Source organism: Hymenobacter sp. IS2118, from assembly GCF_000715495.1.
Classification (GTDB): Bacteria; Bacteroidota; Bacteroidia; order Cytophagales; family Hymenobacteraceae; genus Hymenobacter.
This window is the reverse complement of sequence record NZ_JNLX01000149.1, coordinates 134,058-151,115: the sequence shown is the minus strand read 5'-3', so window position 1 is coordinate 151,115 and position 17,058 is coordinate 134,058. Positions and strand designations below refer to the sequence as shown.

Here is a 17,058-nt window from a genome sequence, read left to right as displayed (position 1 = left end):
TAGAGCGGTTTCCAATTCAGTGTACAGAATTCTGCATATTTTCACCTGATGAAAGCGTATTCGATTGATTTGCGGGAACGGGTAGCGGCGGCTTGTGCCGCGCCGCAGGCCCGGATTTACCAAGTCGCTGCCCAATTCAGCGTATCCGTTTCGTTTGTGGACAAGCTGTTGCAGCGCCAGCGCCGCACGGGTTCGCTGGCCGCCCTACCCGCACGCGGCGGCCCGGTGCCGCGCCTGGACCCGGCGGGCGAGGCGCTGTTGCGGGCCTGTCTGGTGGCGCAGCCCGACGCGACGCTGGCCGAACTGGGCACCGCCTTGCACGCCGCCGAGGGCCCGGTCCTGAGCCGCACCAGTACGTGGCGGGCGGTGGAGCGCCTGGGCTGGGGGCGTAAAAAAAAAGCATCCACGCCGCCGAGCGCGACACCGAACGGGTCGTAGCGTTGCGCCGCTTGTTTGTGGAAGCTATTCAGGAAGAAGACGTTACTCATTTTGTGTTTGTGGACGAAACGAGCACCAACCTCACGTACTGCCGCCGCTACGGCCGGGCCCCCGCCGGCCGGCGCGTGGACCAGGCGGTGCCCTTGCACAACGGCCCGAACGTGACGCTTATCGCGGCCCTGACCCCGGACGGACTCGGGGCGTTGCTCACCGTCAATGGGGCCGTCAACGGCGACGTGTTCGCGGCCTATTTGGACCAGGTGCTCGGCCCCACGTTGCAGCCGGGCGACGTGGTGGTGCTCGACAACTTGACGGTACACAAAGTCGACGGCCTGGACGAAATTGCCCAAAAATACGGCGCCCGCTTGCGCTACCTGCCGCCTTACTCGCCTGATTTCAACCCCATTGAACTCGCTTTTAGCAAACTCAAGACGTGGCTACGCACCACCAAAGCACGCACCTGCGACCTGCTGGAAGAGGCTATCCAGGCGGCTGCCGAATGGATAAATGAACAGGATGCCAAAAACTGGTTTGACCATTGCGGATATCATGTACACTGATTTGGAAACCGCTCTAGGTGCATCGGAATGGCAGAGATGCTAAGCAGTACAAAGGCGAAGGCAATAAATTGATTTAGTGCGGCAAAACCAAGATAACGCGGGTACCCTGGCCAGGGACCGAGCTGATTTCCAGCTGGCCATTCAACAGCTTGGTTCGCGCCTGAATGCCGGCCAGGCCCATGCCCGCAGCCCGGCTGGCGGCCGGGGCATCCCGCACGAAACCGCACCCGTCGTCGGTCACCTCCAGCCGCAGCTGGCCGGCGGCGGCTTGCAGGTGCAGCGTGAGACAGCGGGCCCCGGCGTGGCGGACGACATTGGCGAATAGCTCCTGCACAATACGATAGAGGGCCAGCTGGGCGCTGCTTCCCAGCGTTTCCACGGCTTCGTCAACGTTCAACTCCACATGCAGGCCGGCGGCTTCGAGGCGGCTGCCCAGCGTGGTGACGGCCCGGCAAAGGCCAAACCGTTCGAGCAGGGCCGGCGAGAGGTTTTGCGCGATGCTGCGCACGTTTTGCAAGGTTTCGCCCAGAATCTGGCTGGCCTGCTGCGACATTTCCTGCAGGTGCGGCGTGGGAGCTTCGTAGTGCACCTGGGTGATGAAGAGCCGCGCCGCCGACAAGGAAGCCCCAATCTCATCGTGCAGGTCCTGCGCGATGCGCTCCCGCTCGCTTTCCTGCGAGGCCACCATCGCCTCAAGCATCGAAGACTGGTAGCTCAACTCCTGCTGCCGCAGCTGCGCCTGAAGCAGGTGGGCGCGCTTCTGGTGCACTATCACAAACACCACCACCAGCAGCACCAGCAGCAGCATCATTACCACGCCGGTGCCCAGGAGTTGCATAAAATCTAGCTCTTCGGGCTTATCCATAGGGCGTAAGCGTAGGTACAATACAGGAGGCTGTTGAGCGCCGCGTGCACGACCCAGAGCTGAATGGTCAGATGACGGTGGTAAAAGTAGGCGAAGTTTACAAACGTATAAATCAAAAAATTGCCCGCGAAGTAAAACAGCAGGCCCGTCGACACCCAAAACAGCGGTTCCTGCCAGATGTAGGCCGTGCTGGGGCGGCGCAGGGAAACGTGGTAGTAGGCCAGCACCAGTAAAATAACGCTCAGGCTTTCGAGCAGACGCACGGCATTATCGACCCGAAACGTTTGGGAAGCCCGGAGCACACCCTCGGCCACGGCCAGCCCGGCCATTGCAACGGTGAGCACCCAGCGGCTGCGCCGCAGCCAGTGGCTGTCAATCACGCGGCTGTACATCCAAACCAACAGCCCAAACTCGACCCCGATGTAGACGGGCCACATGAACAGGTTCGAGAGCTTAAACACCCACAAAACCCGGCTGAACGCCTCCGTGAAAAGGGCAAAGAAAACCAGCATGGCCAGGGGGCGCAGGCCAGCGGGCAGCGCCCGCCACTTCAGGGCCGCGATGAGAGCGGCGATAATAGTGGGAACAATCGCAAGCAGAATAATTATCTGCCCGTTGGAATAGCTCATGCGGAGGATAGCAAAGGTGCCGGGTACGCGGGCGGCTGGAGGCGCAAAAAGTGGCGGAAACCGTAGTTAATGCCACTTTTTGCGCCTTACTCAGCGAGGGTGTTGGGGCCCTTTAGCAGGTTTGGGGGCAGGGGGCCGTCAGGTCGTAGTAGCCGCTGTCGTCGATAATTGGGTTCGGGGCGCCAACGTCCCCGTCCGGACCGCCAATGGCTTTGGTGCTGGCGTAGAGCACCAGGCCGAACGTATGCACGAAGCTCAGGGGCGATTCGGCGGTTTCGTACAGGGTGTAGTACTTGTGCAGGCCATAGGTAATGTGAATGGTCGAAACCCCTTTGAAGGTGCCCAGCGCCGCCATAAACTCGTTCACCGGGTAGTTGTAGCCCTGCAAAAAGCCGTAGCGCACCTTAAACATCTCCTGGTCGACGGTGCCGGCCTTGGCTTGCTCGTGCCAGTTTTTCTGCCATTCCCGCATCAGGGCCTGGGGCAGGTTGCCTTCGGGCTGGGGTTTGGTACTGTCGGAGTCGTGGTAGGTAACGGCCGACGACGTAAAGTAGGGCGTAATGACCTGGTTGTCCATGTCGGCCCCGAACAGCACCAGGTTAAATTGCGGTGCCTGGCCATCTTCCGACTCGCGCAGCCCGAAGCGGATTTTAACGGTCACGATGCCCGTGGCAGACAGCAGGTAGCGCATTTCGTCAAACGCGAAAATCATCCCGGTTTGCACCCGGCCCTTCTGAGCAAAAAAATCATAGGGGCCCGTTTCGTGCTCTTTATTTTTCCAGTTGTAAACCCACTGGTCGAATTCGACGGCTGGAATGACGGAATGACTCATACAGAAAATTGGCTTTAAAAGGGTGAAGCGTGCAAAACGAACGCCCCAAAGGAAGCAAGTTTACGGGAATAGTCGGGCCGTAGAAATACCTGTTTCGCCGCCCGTAGTTCCACGCACCAGCCGGGGAACTATGGGCGGCAAGCCCGAAAAAACCATCGGCCCGCCCGGCAGCTGCGCAGAAGTCACTTGCTTTCTGACCAAGCACCTGTTTGAACAGGACTTACGCTCTCAGCCGCTGGCGCGCGTCTGCGACGCGTGGCTTGCTGGCTTGGCGTTTCCAAACGCCGCCGTTCGCCCCGTCTGGTCGCGTTGGCCCTGCGCGTCAGAGACATGAAACCAATGGGCAACGCGTCGGAGACGCGCACCAGCTACTGACTGCGTAAGTCCTATTGAAAGAAAAAGCTAGCGGCTATCAACCAACGGCTCGCCACTTGCGTGGGTCCTTATTCCAAAATGCCCAGCAGCATTGCCGCTTCGGCGGCTTTAGCGGGCTCCTGCAGCTTCTCGAAGCTCATTTGCAGGTTGCGCAGGGCGCGGCGCACGATGTCGAGGTTGGTGCAGGGCTCGTAGAACATCGGGTTGGAGGAAATATTGAGCTGGCCGACGTAGTGCTCAATGTCGGTGCGCGAGAGCACCAGGCCGCGGTTGTAGCAATTGATGTAGAACGGCTCGGCGCCCGGCAGCTCGGGCCGAAAGGTGAGCACAAACAGATTGGGCAGATTCACACCGGAAACCGGTAGGTGCAGACGCTGGGCCACCAGCAGGTATATCACGCACAGCGTGAGCGGGTTGCCGCGCTTGGTTTCAATCACGCGCTGCAGCATGGAGTTGGCCGGCGAGTGGAAATGCTGGGTGTTGGCCGCGAACTTGTGCACCCGAAACATGATGTAATTCAGGGTTTGCACCTGGTCGGCGGGGTGCATTTCGGGGCGCATGGCCGTCCAGGCCTCAAAGCGCAGCTGCTCAATGGCCCGGTTCAGGGCCTGGTAGTCGGCATCGGGGTACTGGTAGGTGTTCAGCAGCCACATGCCTTCGAGCAGGTCGGTGGCGCCGGCCTCGCGCCACACCCGCAAGCGCTGCCGCAGCCCCTCAAACTGCAGGTGATGAATCAAATCCTCCAGGCGCTGCTGCTGCTGGCTGTCCAGCGTTTCCTCCCACGATTCCTCCAGAAAGGGAATGATGCTCTCGCCCAGGTTCTGGATTTTATCCTGGATGTGCGGCGCCACTTCCGGGTCGTCGAGCAGGGAAATAAGGGCTTTGATTTCTTTGTTGGTCATGGCGCGGGGCAGGTAGAACAGCAAGTCAAATTTACGTCCTCAAGCGCTTGCAATGCGTTTCGGACCTCAATTTTAATACCGATATCGCCAAAACAAGTTCGTTCTGACCGCCGTCGTTGGCCTTGGGGCCCATCATTTACCAGCCGGCCAACGCCGCTCACTTCCACAGCCACCAAGCAGCCACGCCGGTGAGCGGGCGAATCTATGATTCGCTTGCTCACCGGCGTGGCTGTGCAGAAAAAGATGAGAAAAGCCAGGGTTTAGCGCTGGCCCAGGCTGCGCAGCCCGGCGCCCGTGAGCGTGGCGCGGGCGCTGTCGCCGAACTGCGTGCGCAGGTCGGGAATGCCGCCGGCTGCCAGCTGCAGCTCGCCCTGGCTGTGTATGGCCAGGCTGGCGGCCTGAATCCGGTTGGTTTTGTCGATGTGGAGCACCGGATGGCTGCCCGGCGTGCGGCCGGCGTCGGCCCGCAGGTAGCCGAGCTGGTTGTTGGCCAGGTCAATTTGGGTGCCGTGGTCCTGCTGCAGCCGCAGGCTGTCTTGCCGGAAGCCCTCAATGCGCAAGGAGGAACGGCCGCGGCCTACTTTTTCGCGCACCGGCTGGCCTTTTTCCAAGTAAGTGCCGCTGGCCGTGAGCTGGGTAAGGCGGGGCAGGCTGACGGTGAGCGTGTGCTGGCCGCCCAACGACTGGCGCTCTTCCGGAAAGGCCAGCGCAATGGTCAGGCGCGGGCCTTGCTGCGTCACTTTCACGTATTGCTCGGCGCCCTTGGCCAGGCGCACTTCGTAGGACCCGGCCACTATTTTCACACCCATGGCCGTGGCCGCCTGCACGTCTATTTCGGTGAAGTTTTTGAAGGCCAGAGCCACCGTGTTGCGCTTGGGGTCTTTGTAGGTGCCGCGGGCATACTCGGCGCGCAGGCTCATGTTGTGGGCCGTGAGGGAGCCGAGCAGCAGCAGCAGCGCCGCGAGCAGCCATTTATTACTGGTTTTCATGTCCGTTGAGGGTTGCGGTGCAAGGGGATGAGGCAGCCGGTTGCGCGGCTTTGAACTGGGCGTAGCGCTGCTGCAGTTCGTCGAGGCCGATGTCGAGCAGAAAGATGGTTTTGAACAGCTCCGGCAGCTCCTGCTGCAGGAACCGCGCCCGGCGGAATGCCTTCACTTTCTGGCCGGCGTCGGGCGCCACAAAAAATCCGATGCCGCGCTTGTTGTACAGCACTTCCTGGTTCTGCAGAAATTCGTAGGTCCGCATCACCGTGTTGGGGTTCACCTGCAGCTCGCCGGCCAGGTCGCGCACCGACGGAATCTTGTCGTCGGGCGGCCACTGCTGGCGCAGGATTTTCTCGCCCACATACCCGGCTATCTGCAGGTAAATGGCTTCGTTATCGCGAAATTCCATGAGTATGACTATTTAGTTGCTCGTTACTGATTGTCAATTGTTAGCAAGTCATAGAAACCTGACTGACAACGAGCAACTGACAACCTTTCTGAGCGAGTGCTTAAAGCTGCTTTTCGGTGAGGCGGAAATAGGCCGCCGCCCACAGCAGCGCCGCCAGGCCCAACGGCAGCAGCGCCAGCCAGTGCGCCTGGGCATCGGGCAGGTCCACGCTGTAATACTGCTGGCCTTCCATGAACCGCAGGCCCGTGAAGAGCGGCGCTGGCATGAGCTCAACACCTGCCAGCCGCTTCAAAATCTGAAAGTTGATTACTGACAGCCCGCCCAGCAGCAACAGCATGGCAAACCCGGTCTTCACAAAGTGCTTGTTTTCGAAGCGGATGCCGCCCCACAGCCAGGCGGCGTGCATGGCGGCCAGCAGGCAGAGCGTGCCGGCCGCGTCCTGGCGGGCGGCCACCAGGTCGAGCAGCTCGGGCGTTTGGCCGGGCGCCAATCCGGCGTACACGGCCGCCGCATCGGCCAGGTAAAACATGGGCACGAAGGCCAGCACAAATACCGGCAGCGAGTACACCCAGGCCACCAGAAACTTCTCCAGGTGCGAGGCGGGCAGCGTGAGGGCTACCGAAGCCTGGCGCGGAGTGCCAAACTGCGCAAAAACGGTACTAGTGAAAATAGTGCACCCCGCCAGCAGAAACAGAATAAAAAACACCATCTGGGCACTGAGGCCCAGTGCGCTACGTTGCAGGTAGGTGATAAACCCCATCACCAGCAGCATGCCCCCCGTGCCCACAGCGGCCGTCATCAGGTAGGCAGGCAAATGCTCGGCGGTGTGGCGACTAAACAAGCGCCCAAAACGCACGAGGCTAAAGGTTTGGTTACTGGACGGGTTCATGGCGGGGCTGGTTGAGGTAGGTGTGCAGGGCGGCGGCATCGCCGGTGGTAAGGGCATTGAAGAGCAATTCCAAATCGACGCGGCTGTAGGCGCCCGTTTCGTTGGGCCGGATGGCCACCGGCCCGCCCACCGATGCACCGCTGTAGAAGGCGCCCGGCGCTTCGGCCGCCGCACCTTTAGCAAACGTGAGCCGCTCGGCCAGCTGGTCCAATTCCTGGTTGAGCACGATTTCGCGGTTGTGCACCACCACCACGGTATCAATCAGGCTTTCCAAATCGCGCACCTGGTGGGTCGAAATCACCATGCAGCGCTCCTCGCTCAGGGCCGAGGCCAGGATTTTGCGGAACTGCACCTTGCTCGGAATATCGAGGCCGTTAGTGGGCTCATCGAGCACCAACAGGCCGGTGTTGGCCGCCAGCGCGAAGGCAATCATGAACTTCTTCTGCTGGCCGTGCGAAAACTTGTTCAGCTTGGCGCCGCGTGGTACTTCCAGCTCCTGCAGGTAGCCATAGAGCTGCCCGGCGTCGAAGCGCGGGTAGAAGCCAGCCGTGTACGCCACAAACTGCTCGGCGGTGAGGGCCGGCGCGTACACTTCCTCAGGCAGAAAAAACAGGTCTTCGAGCAGGGCCGGCGTGCGGGCGGCGGCGGGCTGCTCGTCAATCAGGCAAGTGCCAGCCCAGGGAAAGGCCAGCCCCACTATGTTTTTGAGCAGCGTGGTTTTGCCCGCGCCGTTCTTACCCAACAGGCCGTAAATGTGGCCCCGGTCCAGCGCCAGGTTCAGGTTTTGGAAGAGCGGGACCCGCCGGGAGTACCCAAAATCGAGGTTTCGGATGCGCACCATGTGCTTGCTTGCTTTAGTGTACTAAGTATCTAGTACACCACAAACGTACAGCATGTATTTGTTATTTGGTATTCCTCTGTTGAAATTTATTTTTCGAAGCGTAAAGGCCACCCGGTTATGCGGCCGCAGGCAAGGGACGCGCAGTACGGCACGCCACTTTTTAAGAACCTGACCCGCCGCATTGGCGGAGTTCAGCGCAACGGGGCCCGCCGGCGGGGTTCCATTTACCGCCCGAAAATCAGCGGTCCCGTGCCCGCCTTCGGAATCTTGTGGGTTTTCAGGAAGGCTTTCAGCGCGGCCGGGTCGTGGCTGAAGGCCAGCACTTCAGCTTCCAGCTGCCTGATTTTATAGTCCAGGCCCGACTTTTGGTGCTGGTAGTCCAGCTCCATCGCAACGGGCGTGGGGGTGAAGTAGTAGGGTTTGCCGGTGAAGGCCGACCAGTCCTGCTGCTCGGCCAGCAGGGCCTCGTCCAGGTCGCGGGTTTGCTCCTTCAGCAGCTTGTTGTAGTACCTGAGCTGGCTTTCGGCGAGGTTTTCGAGGTGGCTTTGGTCAATGCGCTGCAGCTCCAGCTGCAGGCGCAGCAGGGTGAGCAGCTCGTTGGCCTGGTAGGCGGTGGTCACTTGCTTGAGCAGCTCGGTTTTGCGCAGCTTTTCGGCTTCGTCGGGTTCCAGGTCGGGGTGCAGGTGCTTCACCAAATCCATGTAGAGCGTGCGCACGGCTTTGGTGATGTTTTTCTCCTCGGCCTGCTTCTGCTCTTCGGCGGCCTGCTGCTTCGGGCTCTTTTTGCGCCGGGTGCGGCGCTCGGCGGCCTGGGCTTCCTGCTGCTCGTATTCGGCTTCCCGCTCGGCCATTTTCTCGTCCACGTAGGCCATAAATCTTGCCTGCGTGCTCACGTCCACATCGGGGTCGAACTCGATGCCGTATTGCACGGCGAACAGCTGCTTCATCATCTCCGAAGTGGCTTTGTCCGCCGCTGCCTCTTCCTCCTGCGACAGCGGCGGCGCGTGCTTGTCGATGATGGGCGCAAGGTCGGCGTGACCGCGTTCGAGCAGGTCGACGCACTGGCCGATAAGGTCGGTAATCTTATTTTTCTCGCCTTTGGTGAGCTTGTGGGTTTCAAACGCCTGGTCGAGCTGGCGCACCAGGGCGGCGCGGGCCTCGTTGTGGCGGGCTTGCAGCGGGCGGTACTCATTTTGCACGCGCTGACGCATCGCAGCAGCCGCTTCGCGGAAATCAATCACCTCTTTTTCGAGCCGGGCAATACGCTTGGTAAGGCGGTTGAATTCTTTCTGGGCCTTGGAAAGCGAATCGGAGCCCGCGCCGGGCGACTTAATGTGCACGAGCTGCGGCTTGGGCGCAGTTGTTTTCTTGGCCATTGTAGGTACGAAACAGGTAGGCGGCAAAAGTAGCAACCGGGACTGTTGCCTACCAATTCGGGGCTACGAATCTTGACCTGATGATATCACCAGTACTTGGCAAAAGTTCATCCCGAAATGGTTTCGCCCGTTACTGATAAGCTACTCTCAGCCCTTAAAGCCTATCCGAACAGGAAATGTGAGAACGTCATACCAAGCGCAGCCCCGGCAACAAACCGCGTGGCCAGCGTGGTTTCCAGCGTGAAAATTTCTCCCGCCGCAAGCAGCTCCCGCAGCCGGGTCAGCATCAGCCGCCCCGCCTGGATGCTAACCGTTTCGGGCTGAAAGGGCGAGGGGCCACGGGCTATTTCATCTGCGTTCACGAACTCGCGGTAGTCCAGCAGGTCGGGCAGCAGTAGTAGACAGCGGTATTTTTGCCCGCGCCGTTGGGGGTGGCCAGTATATAAGGATTTTCATTATTACAGGTTAGGCATTCCTAAATAAAAACTAGCAGGGTCAGCCTTTTGGAACATTGTCTCCCAATCAGGAAATGAAATAGCTACTTCCCCTATTGCATCGTCGAACATTATCCAACACCTGGCCTGTTCCGAAAAATACCTAAGCTGCAGAATGGTTTGCTTGTCAACGAATTTAAAGCCGTATTGCGCCGGCCCGTGTAGCACCATGTACCATAGCGCATACTCTAACCCATCCATCCAACCCGCAGCCCAACCATCTTCTGAGATGTCGCTCATCAGACTGTACAATGCCCTTTGCGGTTTATTAAGATGATTATACATGGCTAATAAATCACGCCTCACACCTGAATAACGCCCACGTTATACGCCTTCTCAATCGGCGCATGATTCGCCGCCGCAATACCCTCCGAGAGCACTTTGCGGGTTTCCAGCGGGTCAATCACGGCATCGACCCAGAGGCGGGCGGCCGCGTAGTAGGGCGAGAGCTGCTCTTCGTAGCGCGCCTTGATGCGGTCGAGCAGCTCCTTTTCGGCTTCGGGGGTGATGGTTTCGCCCTTGGATTTTAGGGAGGCCACCTGAATCTGGAGCAGCGTATTGGCCGCCGCCGCGCCGCTCATTACCGCCAGCTGGGCCGTGGGCCAGGCCACGATGAGGCGCGGGTCGTAGGCTTTGCCGCACATGGCGTAGTTGCCGGCCCCGTAGCTGTTGCCTACAATGACGGTGAACTTGGGCACCACCGAATTGGCCATGGCGTTCACCATTTTGGCGCCGTCCTTGATGATGCCACCCTGCTCGGAGGCCGAGCCCACCATGAAGCCCGACACGTCGTGTAGGAACACCAGCGGAATGCGCTTCTGGTTGCAGTTCATGATGAAGCGCGCCGCCTTATCGGCCGAGTCGGAGTAGATGACGCCGCCCATCTGCATGCCGGTTTTCTTGCTCTTCACAATCTTACGCTGATTGGCCACGATGCCCACCGCCCAGCCGTCAATCCGGGCCAGGCCGCAGAGCAGCGTCTGGCCGTAATCGGGCTTGTAGGCCTCAAATTCGGAGTTGTCAACCAGGCGGTTGATGATATCCATCATATCGTAGGGCTTCACGCGGTCCGAAGGCAGCAGGCCGTAGATTTCCTGCTCCGCCAGCGCAGGTTTGGCCGGCTCGGTGCGGCTGAAACCGGCCGTAGGGTGGCTGCCCATCTTGTCGAAAATAGCGCGGATGTGGTCGAGGCATTCCGCGTCCGAATCGAACTTGTTATCGGTCACGCCCGAGATTTCGCAGTGCATACTCGCGCCGCCCAACGCCTCGTTGTCAATGCTTTCGCCGATGGCGGATTTCACCAGGTAAGAGCCGGCCAAAAACACCGAGCCGGTGCCGTTCACAATCATGGCCTCGTCGGACATAATGGGCAAATAGGCGCCACCGGCCACGCAGGGCCCCATAATGGCCGAAATCTGCACGATGCCCAGGCTGCTCATCACCGCGTTGTTGCGGAAGATGCGGCCGAAATGCTCCTTGTCGGGGAAAATCTCGTCCTGCATGGGCAGGTACACACCCGCCGAATCGACGAGGTAAATGATGGGCAACTTGTTTTCGATGCTGATTTCCTGGGCCCGCAGATTCTTTTTGGCGGTGATGGGGAACCACGCACCGGCCTTCACGGTGGCGTCGTTGGCCACCACCACGCATTGCCGTCCGGCCACGTAGCCGATGACCACCACCACGCCGCCGCCGGGGCAGCCGCCTTCGTCCTGGTACATGCCCTCGCCCGCAAAGGCCCCGATTTCTACCTGCGCCGTGTCCTTGTCCAACAGGTAGGCAATGCGTTCGCGGGCGGTGAGCTTGCCCTTGGCCTTGTGGGCCGCGATGCGCTTCTCGCCCCCGCCAAGGGATACTTTCTGAAACTTCTGGCTGAGGTTGAAGCTAAGTTGCTTGAGTTGGTCTTCGTTGCGGTTGAACTCGACGTTCATAAGTGGAGCGGTGGGATTTTGGGAGTTAGGGCACAAAAAAATCCGCCCGGAGGCGGATTTCAAAGGTACAGCCTCGGCGCGTTCCATCGCGGCTGAGAGGCGCAGTTGCCTCGTTGTTGAGGTGTCGGAACGCGCCTTGGCGCGTTCTATAACGTTGTTGTGGTTTGGCCTTCGTTTCCGGACAGGGGGCCTACTGATTCACCCTTCAGGCGCCGAACGTGCCAAGGCGCGTTTCTACTTTATGGTGGTTTTCACCTCCTTGTCAATGGTGGTGCCGTTGGGCTTGGTGGTAGTGGTTTCAACCTCGGTTTTCTTTTTGCTGCCGCCGCCAAATACCGAGAAGTGCACATAGCGTTTGGGATTGGTTTTCATGTCCAACAGCAGGGCATCGGCCGAGCTGGCGGTGGAGTTGAGGCTGTTATACAGCGTCGTATCATTGATGAGCTTGCCCATGGAGCCCTTCGTGTCGTTGAGGGCGCGGTTGAGGCTGGCCACGGTGGTTTGGGCTTCGGCCATAGTGGCATCCAAGCGGCGCACCGCAGAGCCCACCGGCGCCTGCTTCAGCGAATCGGACAGCTGCGAAAAATTCACGGCAATGCGGTCGAGCTTGCCGGTGGTCTGGTTCAGCGCCGAGCTCATCTGGGCCAGATTGCGGGTAATCTGGTTTACGTTGGCCTGGTTGTCCATGATGAGCTTTTGCAGGGCCTCGGTGCTGTTGCGGGCACTGAGCAAGGTGCCCTGAATGTTGGTTTCGGCGTCCTTGTTGATGATGCCGTTGACGTGGCGCAGGGTCGAATCGAGGCTGGAAAGTACGGGCAGCGCCCGCGCCTGCAAGGCGGTGGCCAGGCCGGCAATGCCAGCGTCCGACTCGGTAAGCAGTTCCTCCCCGCCCTCGAATATTTTATTGTTGCGGCCCAGGCTCAGAGAAATGGTTTTCGAGCCCAGCAGCGTGCCACCGAGGCTAGCCACGGTGGAATCGCCCAGCACGATGCCTTCCTGCATTTCCAGCGCCACGCGCACCACATTGCCCTTTTTAGGCTGGAGCTCCAGGTTTTTCACCTGCCCCACCTTGATGCCGTTGAGCACTACCGGGGCGCCCACGTTCAGGCCTTCCACGCTGGGGTAGGTGGCGTAGTACGTGCTGTCGCTGGAGAGCAGATTGCTGCCGCGCAAGAAGTTGAAGCCGAGAACGAGCGCGGCAATGGCCACAATGGCGAGCAGCGCCACTTTTATTTCTTTGGACACGGGAAGCAGATAAGGTAAGTGGGTGAATGGGGGAAGCAGCAGTTCAAAGCTGAAGCCTGATACGCAAGAACTACACGGGCAGATTTTACCGTGGTTGATGCACCTAATCAGGCCTTTCGCTTATGAGCCGCCTTCCAGCTCGCGCTTGTACTCGCGGAAGGCACGATAGATTCCCGCCGCCATATACGTCTGATTGGCTTTGTTGTTGAGGTAACGTTCCTCGGCCGGGTTGGTCAGGAAGCCCGCCTCAATGAGAACCGCCGGCATGGTGGCTTTCCAAAGCACGATAAAGCCGGCCTGTTTCACCCCGCGGCTGGACCGATTTACGCTGGTGCGGAACTGCCGGTCGATGCGCTGCGCGAAGCGCAGGCTGTTGGTAATGTAGGCCGATTGGAAGAGCGAAAACAGGATGTGGCTCTGAGGCGAGCTGGGGTCGAAGCCGTCGTAGCGCTTCTGGTAGTCCTTTTCCTGAAGAATTACGGCGTTTTCGCGCTGGGCCACGCCCAGGTTGGCGGTGGTTTTGTGCAGGCCCATGGTCCAGACTTCGGTACCGTGGGCCTGGCTGGGCCCGGCGTTGCAATGAATAGAAATGAACAGGTCGGCGTGGTTGCGGTTGGCAATGGCGGCGCGCTCATCGAGCTCAATGAATACGTTGGTTTTGCGGGTGTAAATAACCTTCACCTCCGGCATGTTGTCCTGAATCTGCTTGCCCAGGGCCAACACCAGGGCCAATGCCACGTCGGCCTCGCGGGCCGATACGCCGGCGCAGCCCCGGTCTTTGCCGCCGTGGCCGGCGTCGAGCACCACCGTGCGCAGGCGGTAGCGATAGGGGGAATTTGAAGGTGCTGCGACTGGTGGCGCCAGCGTCGAATCGACTGCGAGCCGGGCCGAATCGGGGGTGGTTTGGGCCTCCGCTTTCCATTCTCCGCCGGCCGCGCCTAGCAGCAGCAAGGCCGCACTAGCCAAGATGACAATAATCCGCACGTCGTTCGTTGAAGGGGCGGTAGCGACCTGCTACCTTTGTAGAAGCCTCAAAAGTAAACGAAATTAACCGCTACTATACTTTGCCTGTCTGGTTTGGTCTTCTCCCTGAAGCCGGGTTGCGGCCGTGGCTGCGCCGCATAGCCCCAACGGGGAAGCGCCCCAATCTATTGGGGCTCATTTTTTTATTGTGTCTGAGCGCGGCCCAATCCGCCCAGGGACAGACCGTGCCCCCGGCCCAGCCCACCCAGCGGCCTGGCAGCACCCCTACCCCGCCGGTGCGCTACATCTCGCCCGACCCACGCGACCCCGTGGGACCGCCCCCGCCCGGCGTGCAGAACAAGGGGCAGTCGCGCGTGCCCGGTGCTTCGCGCCTGCCCGTGCCCGATACGCTGGCCCCTGCCGGCACCGTGCGGCGGCCCGGCACCACCCCTACCGATACCACCGGCCTGTTGCGGGGCGTGGCGGGCGACGGCGACTCCGTGCGGGTGGCTGCCCGGCGCCAAGGCGCCATTGAAACCACCATCGACTACACGGCCAAGGACTCCATTCAGTTCGACGTGACCAACAAGGTGGCCCGCCTCTACAACAAGGCCAGCGTGGAATACGGCGACACCGACCTGAAAGCCGCCTTCATCACGGTGGACTATGGCAACAACACGATGACGGCCGACGGCCGGCGCGACACGCTCACCAACCGGCTCCTGGACCGGCCCGTGCTCAAGGACAAAGCCGGCCTGTACACGGCCAGCAACATTGCCTATAATTTCAAAAGCAAAAAGGCCCGCGTGAGCGACGCCGTGACCACGCAGGGCGAAGGCTACGTGAGTGCGTCCGTCATCAAGCGCCTGCCCGATGGCACCATCAACGGCCTGATAGGGCGCTACACCACCTGTAATCTGGAGCACCCGCACTTCTACATTCAGGCCAAAAATATGAAGGTGATTCCGGGTGATAAAGTGGTGACGGGGCCCTTCAACCTGGTGATTGGCGACGTGCCCACGCCGCTGGGCTTCCTGTTCGGCTTTTTTCCGACGCCCACCAAAAGCCGGGGTTCGGGCGTTATCATCCCCACCTTCGGCCAGGCGGCCGACCGCGGCTACTTCCTCACCAACGGCGGCTACTACTTCGCGCCGAACGACTACATCGGCGTGCGTTTGACCGGTGATATTTACGCCGGCAACGCCCAGACCTGGGGCGGTTTCGGCGCCACGGCCGACGTGTCGTACCTGAAGCGCTACACGTTTCAGGGCAATTTCAACCTGCGGTTTTCGAACCGGCCCGGCCAGCAGATTCTCACTACCGATGCCCTGACCACCAGTCCGGTATACCTGCGGCCGCCCGATGCCAACTCGTTTTGGATAACCTGGAACCACACGCCCGTGCCCAAACCGGGCGGCGGCCGTTTCTCGGCCAGCGTGAGTGCCGGCACGAGTAGCTTCAACCGCATCAACAGCCTCGATGCGCGCCGGCTGCTGTCCACGCAGTTCACCTCCAGCGTCAGCTATTCCAAGCAGATTCGCAACTCGCCCGTCAACTACGACATCAAGCTGAGCCAGAGCCAAGGCACCAATGGCTCGATGACCTTTACGCTGCCCGACGTGAGCCTGGGCGTGGCCCGACAGTACCCCTACCAGTGGTTTGGCATTGAGCCGGGCGGGAAACTGGGCCCTTTCTACGAGCAGTTCACCATTGGCTACAACCTGACGGCGCGCAACGAGATAAGCAACATCGTGGCCCCCCGCACCCTGGCCAACGGCCTGCCGCTGCTGGGCGGCACCACGGCCGAGAGCACCATCCCGCTGAACGTAAACAACCTGGGCAAGCTTTTGCTCAACGGCCGCAGTGGCATGCAGCACGCTTTCAACATCGGGCTGGGCTCCTACAACGTGGCCAAGAATTTTAAACTCACGCCTTCATTCAACTACGGGGAAGTGTGGTATGCCCAGCGCCTCGACTACCGTTTCAGCCCCGTGGCCCAGGCCGTGCGCATTGATACCACCTACGGCTTCAACCGCATCTACAGCTACTCCACTTCGGCCAGCCTGAACACCACGTTCTACGGCACCATCATCCGCAAGGGCAACCGCAAAATCCAGGCGCTGCGCCACAAAGCCACGCCCAGCCTGTCGTACAACTTCTCGCCCGATTTCACCAATCGGAGCAACGTGAATCCACTTGGCACCAGCATTTTGACCGACGAGCGGGGCCTACCCCTGCTCCGCGACCAGTTCAACCGCCCCGTATCGGCCGGCGACGTGCTGAACCGGTATTCTTTCAACAACTTCAACAACTTCCTGTACGGCACGCCCGGCGGCGCCCGCCAAAGCCAACTGTCGTTCACGATGCAGAACGCGGTGGAAATGAAGGTGCGCAACGCCAATGACACCACCGGGACCACGCCGTTCAACAAGTCCAGCCTCATCGAAGGCCTTGACTTTAACATCGGATATAATTTCGCCGCTGATTCCCTGAGATTATCGCCCCTGGGCGTCAATTTCCGCACTCAGGTAGCCAAAAAGCTGAATTTGAATAGTAACGCTACCTTCGAGCCCTACCAGCGCGACAGCCAGGGGCGCCCCATCAACAAGTACCTGTTCGAGTCCAGTCCGCGGCGGCTGCTGCGGCTGGCTACCGCCAGCTTAGGCGCTACCTACAGCTTCAACCCCGCCAGCGGCACGCGCAAGAGCACCGTGCCGCGCGCAGTGGCACCCACCAACGACCCCACCCTGGGCACCGTGGGCCCGCCCAACTACTACGCCGACTACGTGGACTTCGAGATTCCGTGGGAGCTGGCGCTGACCTACGCGGCTGGCTACACCACCAGCCGCGTGCCCCGCCGGCCCGGCGGCCCAAGCCAGCCGTTGCTCGCGCTGCACACCATCGGGGGCACGGGCTCGGTTAAGCTCACGCCCAACCTGCGACTGAGCGGCAATTTCAGCTACGACCTGGCCAGCCAGAAGTTCGTTTATCCCAACATCGTTTTTTACCGCGACCTGCACTGCTGGCAAATCACCGGCAACTGGGTACCCTTTGGCACCTACAAAGGCTACGGCATCACCATTGCCGCCAAAAGCAGCCTGTTGCAGGACCTCAAACTGAACCGCAACCGCAACGCCCAGCTCCAATAGGCGCTTGGTTTGTGGCGCCGCGCAAGCCCGGCCAGCTCCCATTTGGGGCGCTGGCCGGGCTTTTTGCGTGTCTGGTTTGAAAGGTTGGATTTGCGCACCCGTGCGTTCGGCGTTAAATCAAAATATTTGTTCCCAGCTTTGCCCTTCCAAACGGCCGGTATCCCGCAACAACCGTTT

Annotated in this window: 17 protein-coding genes; 3 read left to right on the top strand and 14 right to left on the bottom strand. The window is 60.3% G+C overall.

From position 1 onward, the window contains the following. Window positions 1–48: 48 nt before the first annotated feature. The gene (locus GM79_RS15470) at window positions 49–438 is read left to right on the top strand and encodes a hypothetical protein (protein ID WP_051718595.1); all 390 of its coding nucleotides are present in this window, start codon (window positions 49–51) and stop codon (window positions 436–438) included. Window positions 439–440: 2 nt separating this feature from the next. Further along, window positions 441–998: an IS630 family transposase gene (locus GM79_RS15465; RefSeq protein WP_051718594.1), complete on the top strand. Its 558-nt coding sequence runs from the start codon at window positions 441–443 to the stop codon at window positions 996–998. A 73-nt stretch (window positions 999–1,071) separates the two neighbouring features. Here the strand turns inward: GM79_RS15465 and GM79_RS15460 are convergent, their stop codons facing one another. The 14 genes from GM79_RS15460 to GM79_RS15395 all read right to left on the bottom strand — a co-directional run bounded on the left by GM79_RS15460 (window position 1,072) and on the right by GM79_RS15395 (window position 13,633). Continuing rightward, on the bottom strand, window positions 1,072–1,863 hold the full coding sequence (locus GM79_RS15460; RefSeq protein WP_035565501.1) for a sensor histidine kinase: 792 nt from the start codon (window positions 1,861–1,863) through the stop codon (window positions 1,072–1,074). Continuing rightward, a complete protein-coding gene (locus GM79_RS15455) occupies window positions 1,842–2,492 on the bottom strand; it encodes a hypothetical protein (RefSeq protein ID WP_035565498.1) in 651 nt (216 codons plus the stop codon). Before GM79_RS15455 ends, GM79_RS15460 begins: the two co-directional genes overlap by 22 nt. 112 nt (window positions 2,493–2,604) lie before the next feature. After that, window positions 2,605–3,324 carry a hypothetical protein gene (locus GM79_RS15450; RefSeq protein WP_035565496.1) on the bottom strand — a complete coding sequence of 240 codons (720 nt, stop codon included), beginning with the start codon at window positions 3,322–3,324 and terminating at the stop codon, window positions 2,605–2,607. A gap of 443 nt (window positions 3,325–3,767) precedes the next feature. Next, window positions 3,768–4,601 (bottom strand): transglutaminase-like domain-containing protein, encoded by an 834-nt coding sequence (locus tag GM79_RS15445; RefSeq protein ID WP_035565582.1) that lies wholly within the window; start codon window positions 4,599–4,601, stop codon window positions 3,768–3,770. 260 nt (window positions 4,602–4,861) lie between these two features. Beyond that, window positions 4,862–5,590 (bottom strand): hypothetical protein, encoded by a 729-nt coding sequence (locus tag GM79_RS15440; protein ID WP_035565493.1) that lies wholly within the window; start codon window positions 5,588–5,590, stop codon window positions 4,862–4,864. Further along, window positions 5,577–5,993: a GntR family transcriptional regulator gene (locus GM79_RS15435; RefSeq protein WP_051718946.1), complete on the bottom strand. Its 417-nt coding sequence runs from the start codon at window positions 5,991–5,993 to the stop codon at window positions 5,577–5,579. The genes GM79_RS15440 and GM79_RS15435 overlap by 14 nt, the downstream gene beginning before the upstream one ends. A gap of 100 nt (window positions 5,994–6,093) precedes the next feature. Continuing rightward, window positions 6,094–6,882: a hypothetical protein gene (locus GM79_RS15430; protein WP_035565490.1), complete on the bottom strand. Its 789-nt coding sequence runs from the start codon at window positions 6,880–6,882 to the stop codon at window positions 6,094–6,096. Beyond that, complete coding sequence (locus GM79_RS15425) at window positions 6,866–7,723, bottom strand: ATP-binding cassette domain-containing protein (protein ID WP_035565488.1); 858 nt, start codon at window positions 7,721–7,723, stop codon at window positions 6,866–6,868. The genes GM79_RS15430 and GM79_RS15425 overlap by 17 nt, the downstream gene beginning before the upstream one ends. A gap of 224 nt (window positions 7,724–7,947) precedes the next feature. Continuing rightward, on the bottom strand, window positions 7,948–9,099 hold the full coding sequence (locus GM79_RS15420) for a hypothetical protein (protein ID WP_051718945.1): 1,152 nt from the start codon (window positions 9,097–9,099) through the stop codon (window positions 7,948–7,950). Between the two features lie 161 nt (window positions 9,100–9,260). Then, the gene (locus tag GM79_RS15415; RefSeq protein ID WP_051718944.1) at window positions 9,261–9,461 is read right to left on the bottom strand and encodes a hypothetical protein; all 201 of its coding nucleotides are present in this window, start codon (window positions 9,459–9,461) and stop codon (window positions 9,261–9,263) included. A gap of 96 nt (window positions 9,462–9,557) precedes the next feature. Further along, window positions 9,558–9,833 carry a hypothetical protein gene (locus GM79_RS15410; RefSeq protein ID WP_035565485.1) on the bottom strand — a complete coding sequence of 92 codons (276 nt, stop codon included), beginning with the start codon at window positions 9,831–9,833 and terminating at the stop codon, window positions 9,558–9,560. A 62-nt stretch (window positions 9,834–9,895) separates the two neighbouring features. Further along, window positions 9,896–11,524: an acyl-CoA carboxylase subunit beta gene (locus tag GM79_RS15405; protein WP_035565483.1), complete on the bottom strand. Its 1,629-nt coding sequence runs from the start codon at window positions 11,522–11,524 to the stop codon at window positions 9,896–9,898. A gap of 234 nt (window positions 11,525–11,758) precedes the next feature. After that, window positions 11,759–12,769, bottom strand: a complete 1,011-nt coding sequence (locus tag GM79_RS15400; protein ID WP_051718943.1) for an MlaD family protein — start codon at window positions 12,767–12,769, stop codon at window positions 11,759–11,761. Window positions 12,770–12,889: 120 nt separating this feature from the next. Then, entirely contained in the window at window positions 12,890–13,633 is a 744-nt protein-coding gene (locus GM79_RS15395) for an N-acetylmuramoyl-L-alanine amidase (protein WP_035565571.1), read from the bottom strand. A 287-nt stretch (window positions 13,634–13,920) separates the two neighbouring features. Between GM79_RS15395 and GM79_RS15390 the strand changes: the two genes are divergently transcribed. After that, window positions 13,921–16,881 (top strand): putative LPS assembly protein LptD, encoded by a 2,961-nt coding sequence (locus GM79_RS15390; RefSeq protein ID WP_152560020.1) that lies wholly within the window; start codon window positions 13,921–13,923, stop codon window positions 16,879–16,881. The last annotated feature ends 177 nt before the right edge of the window (window positions 16,882–17,058 follow it).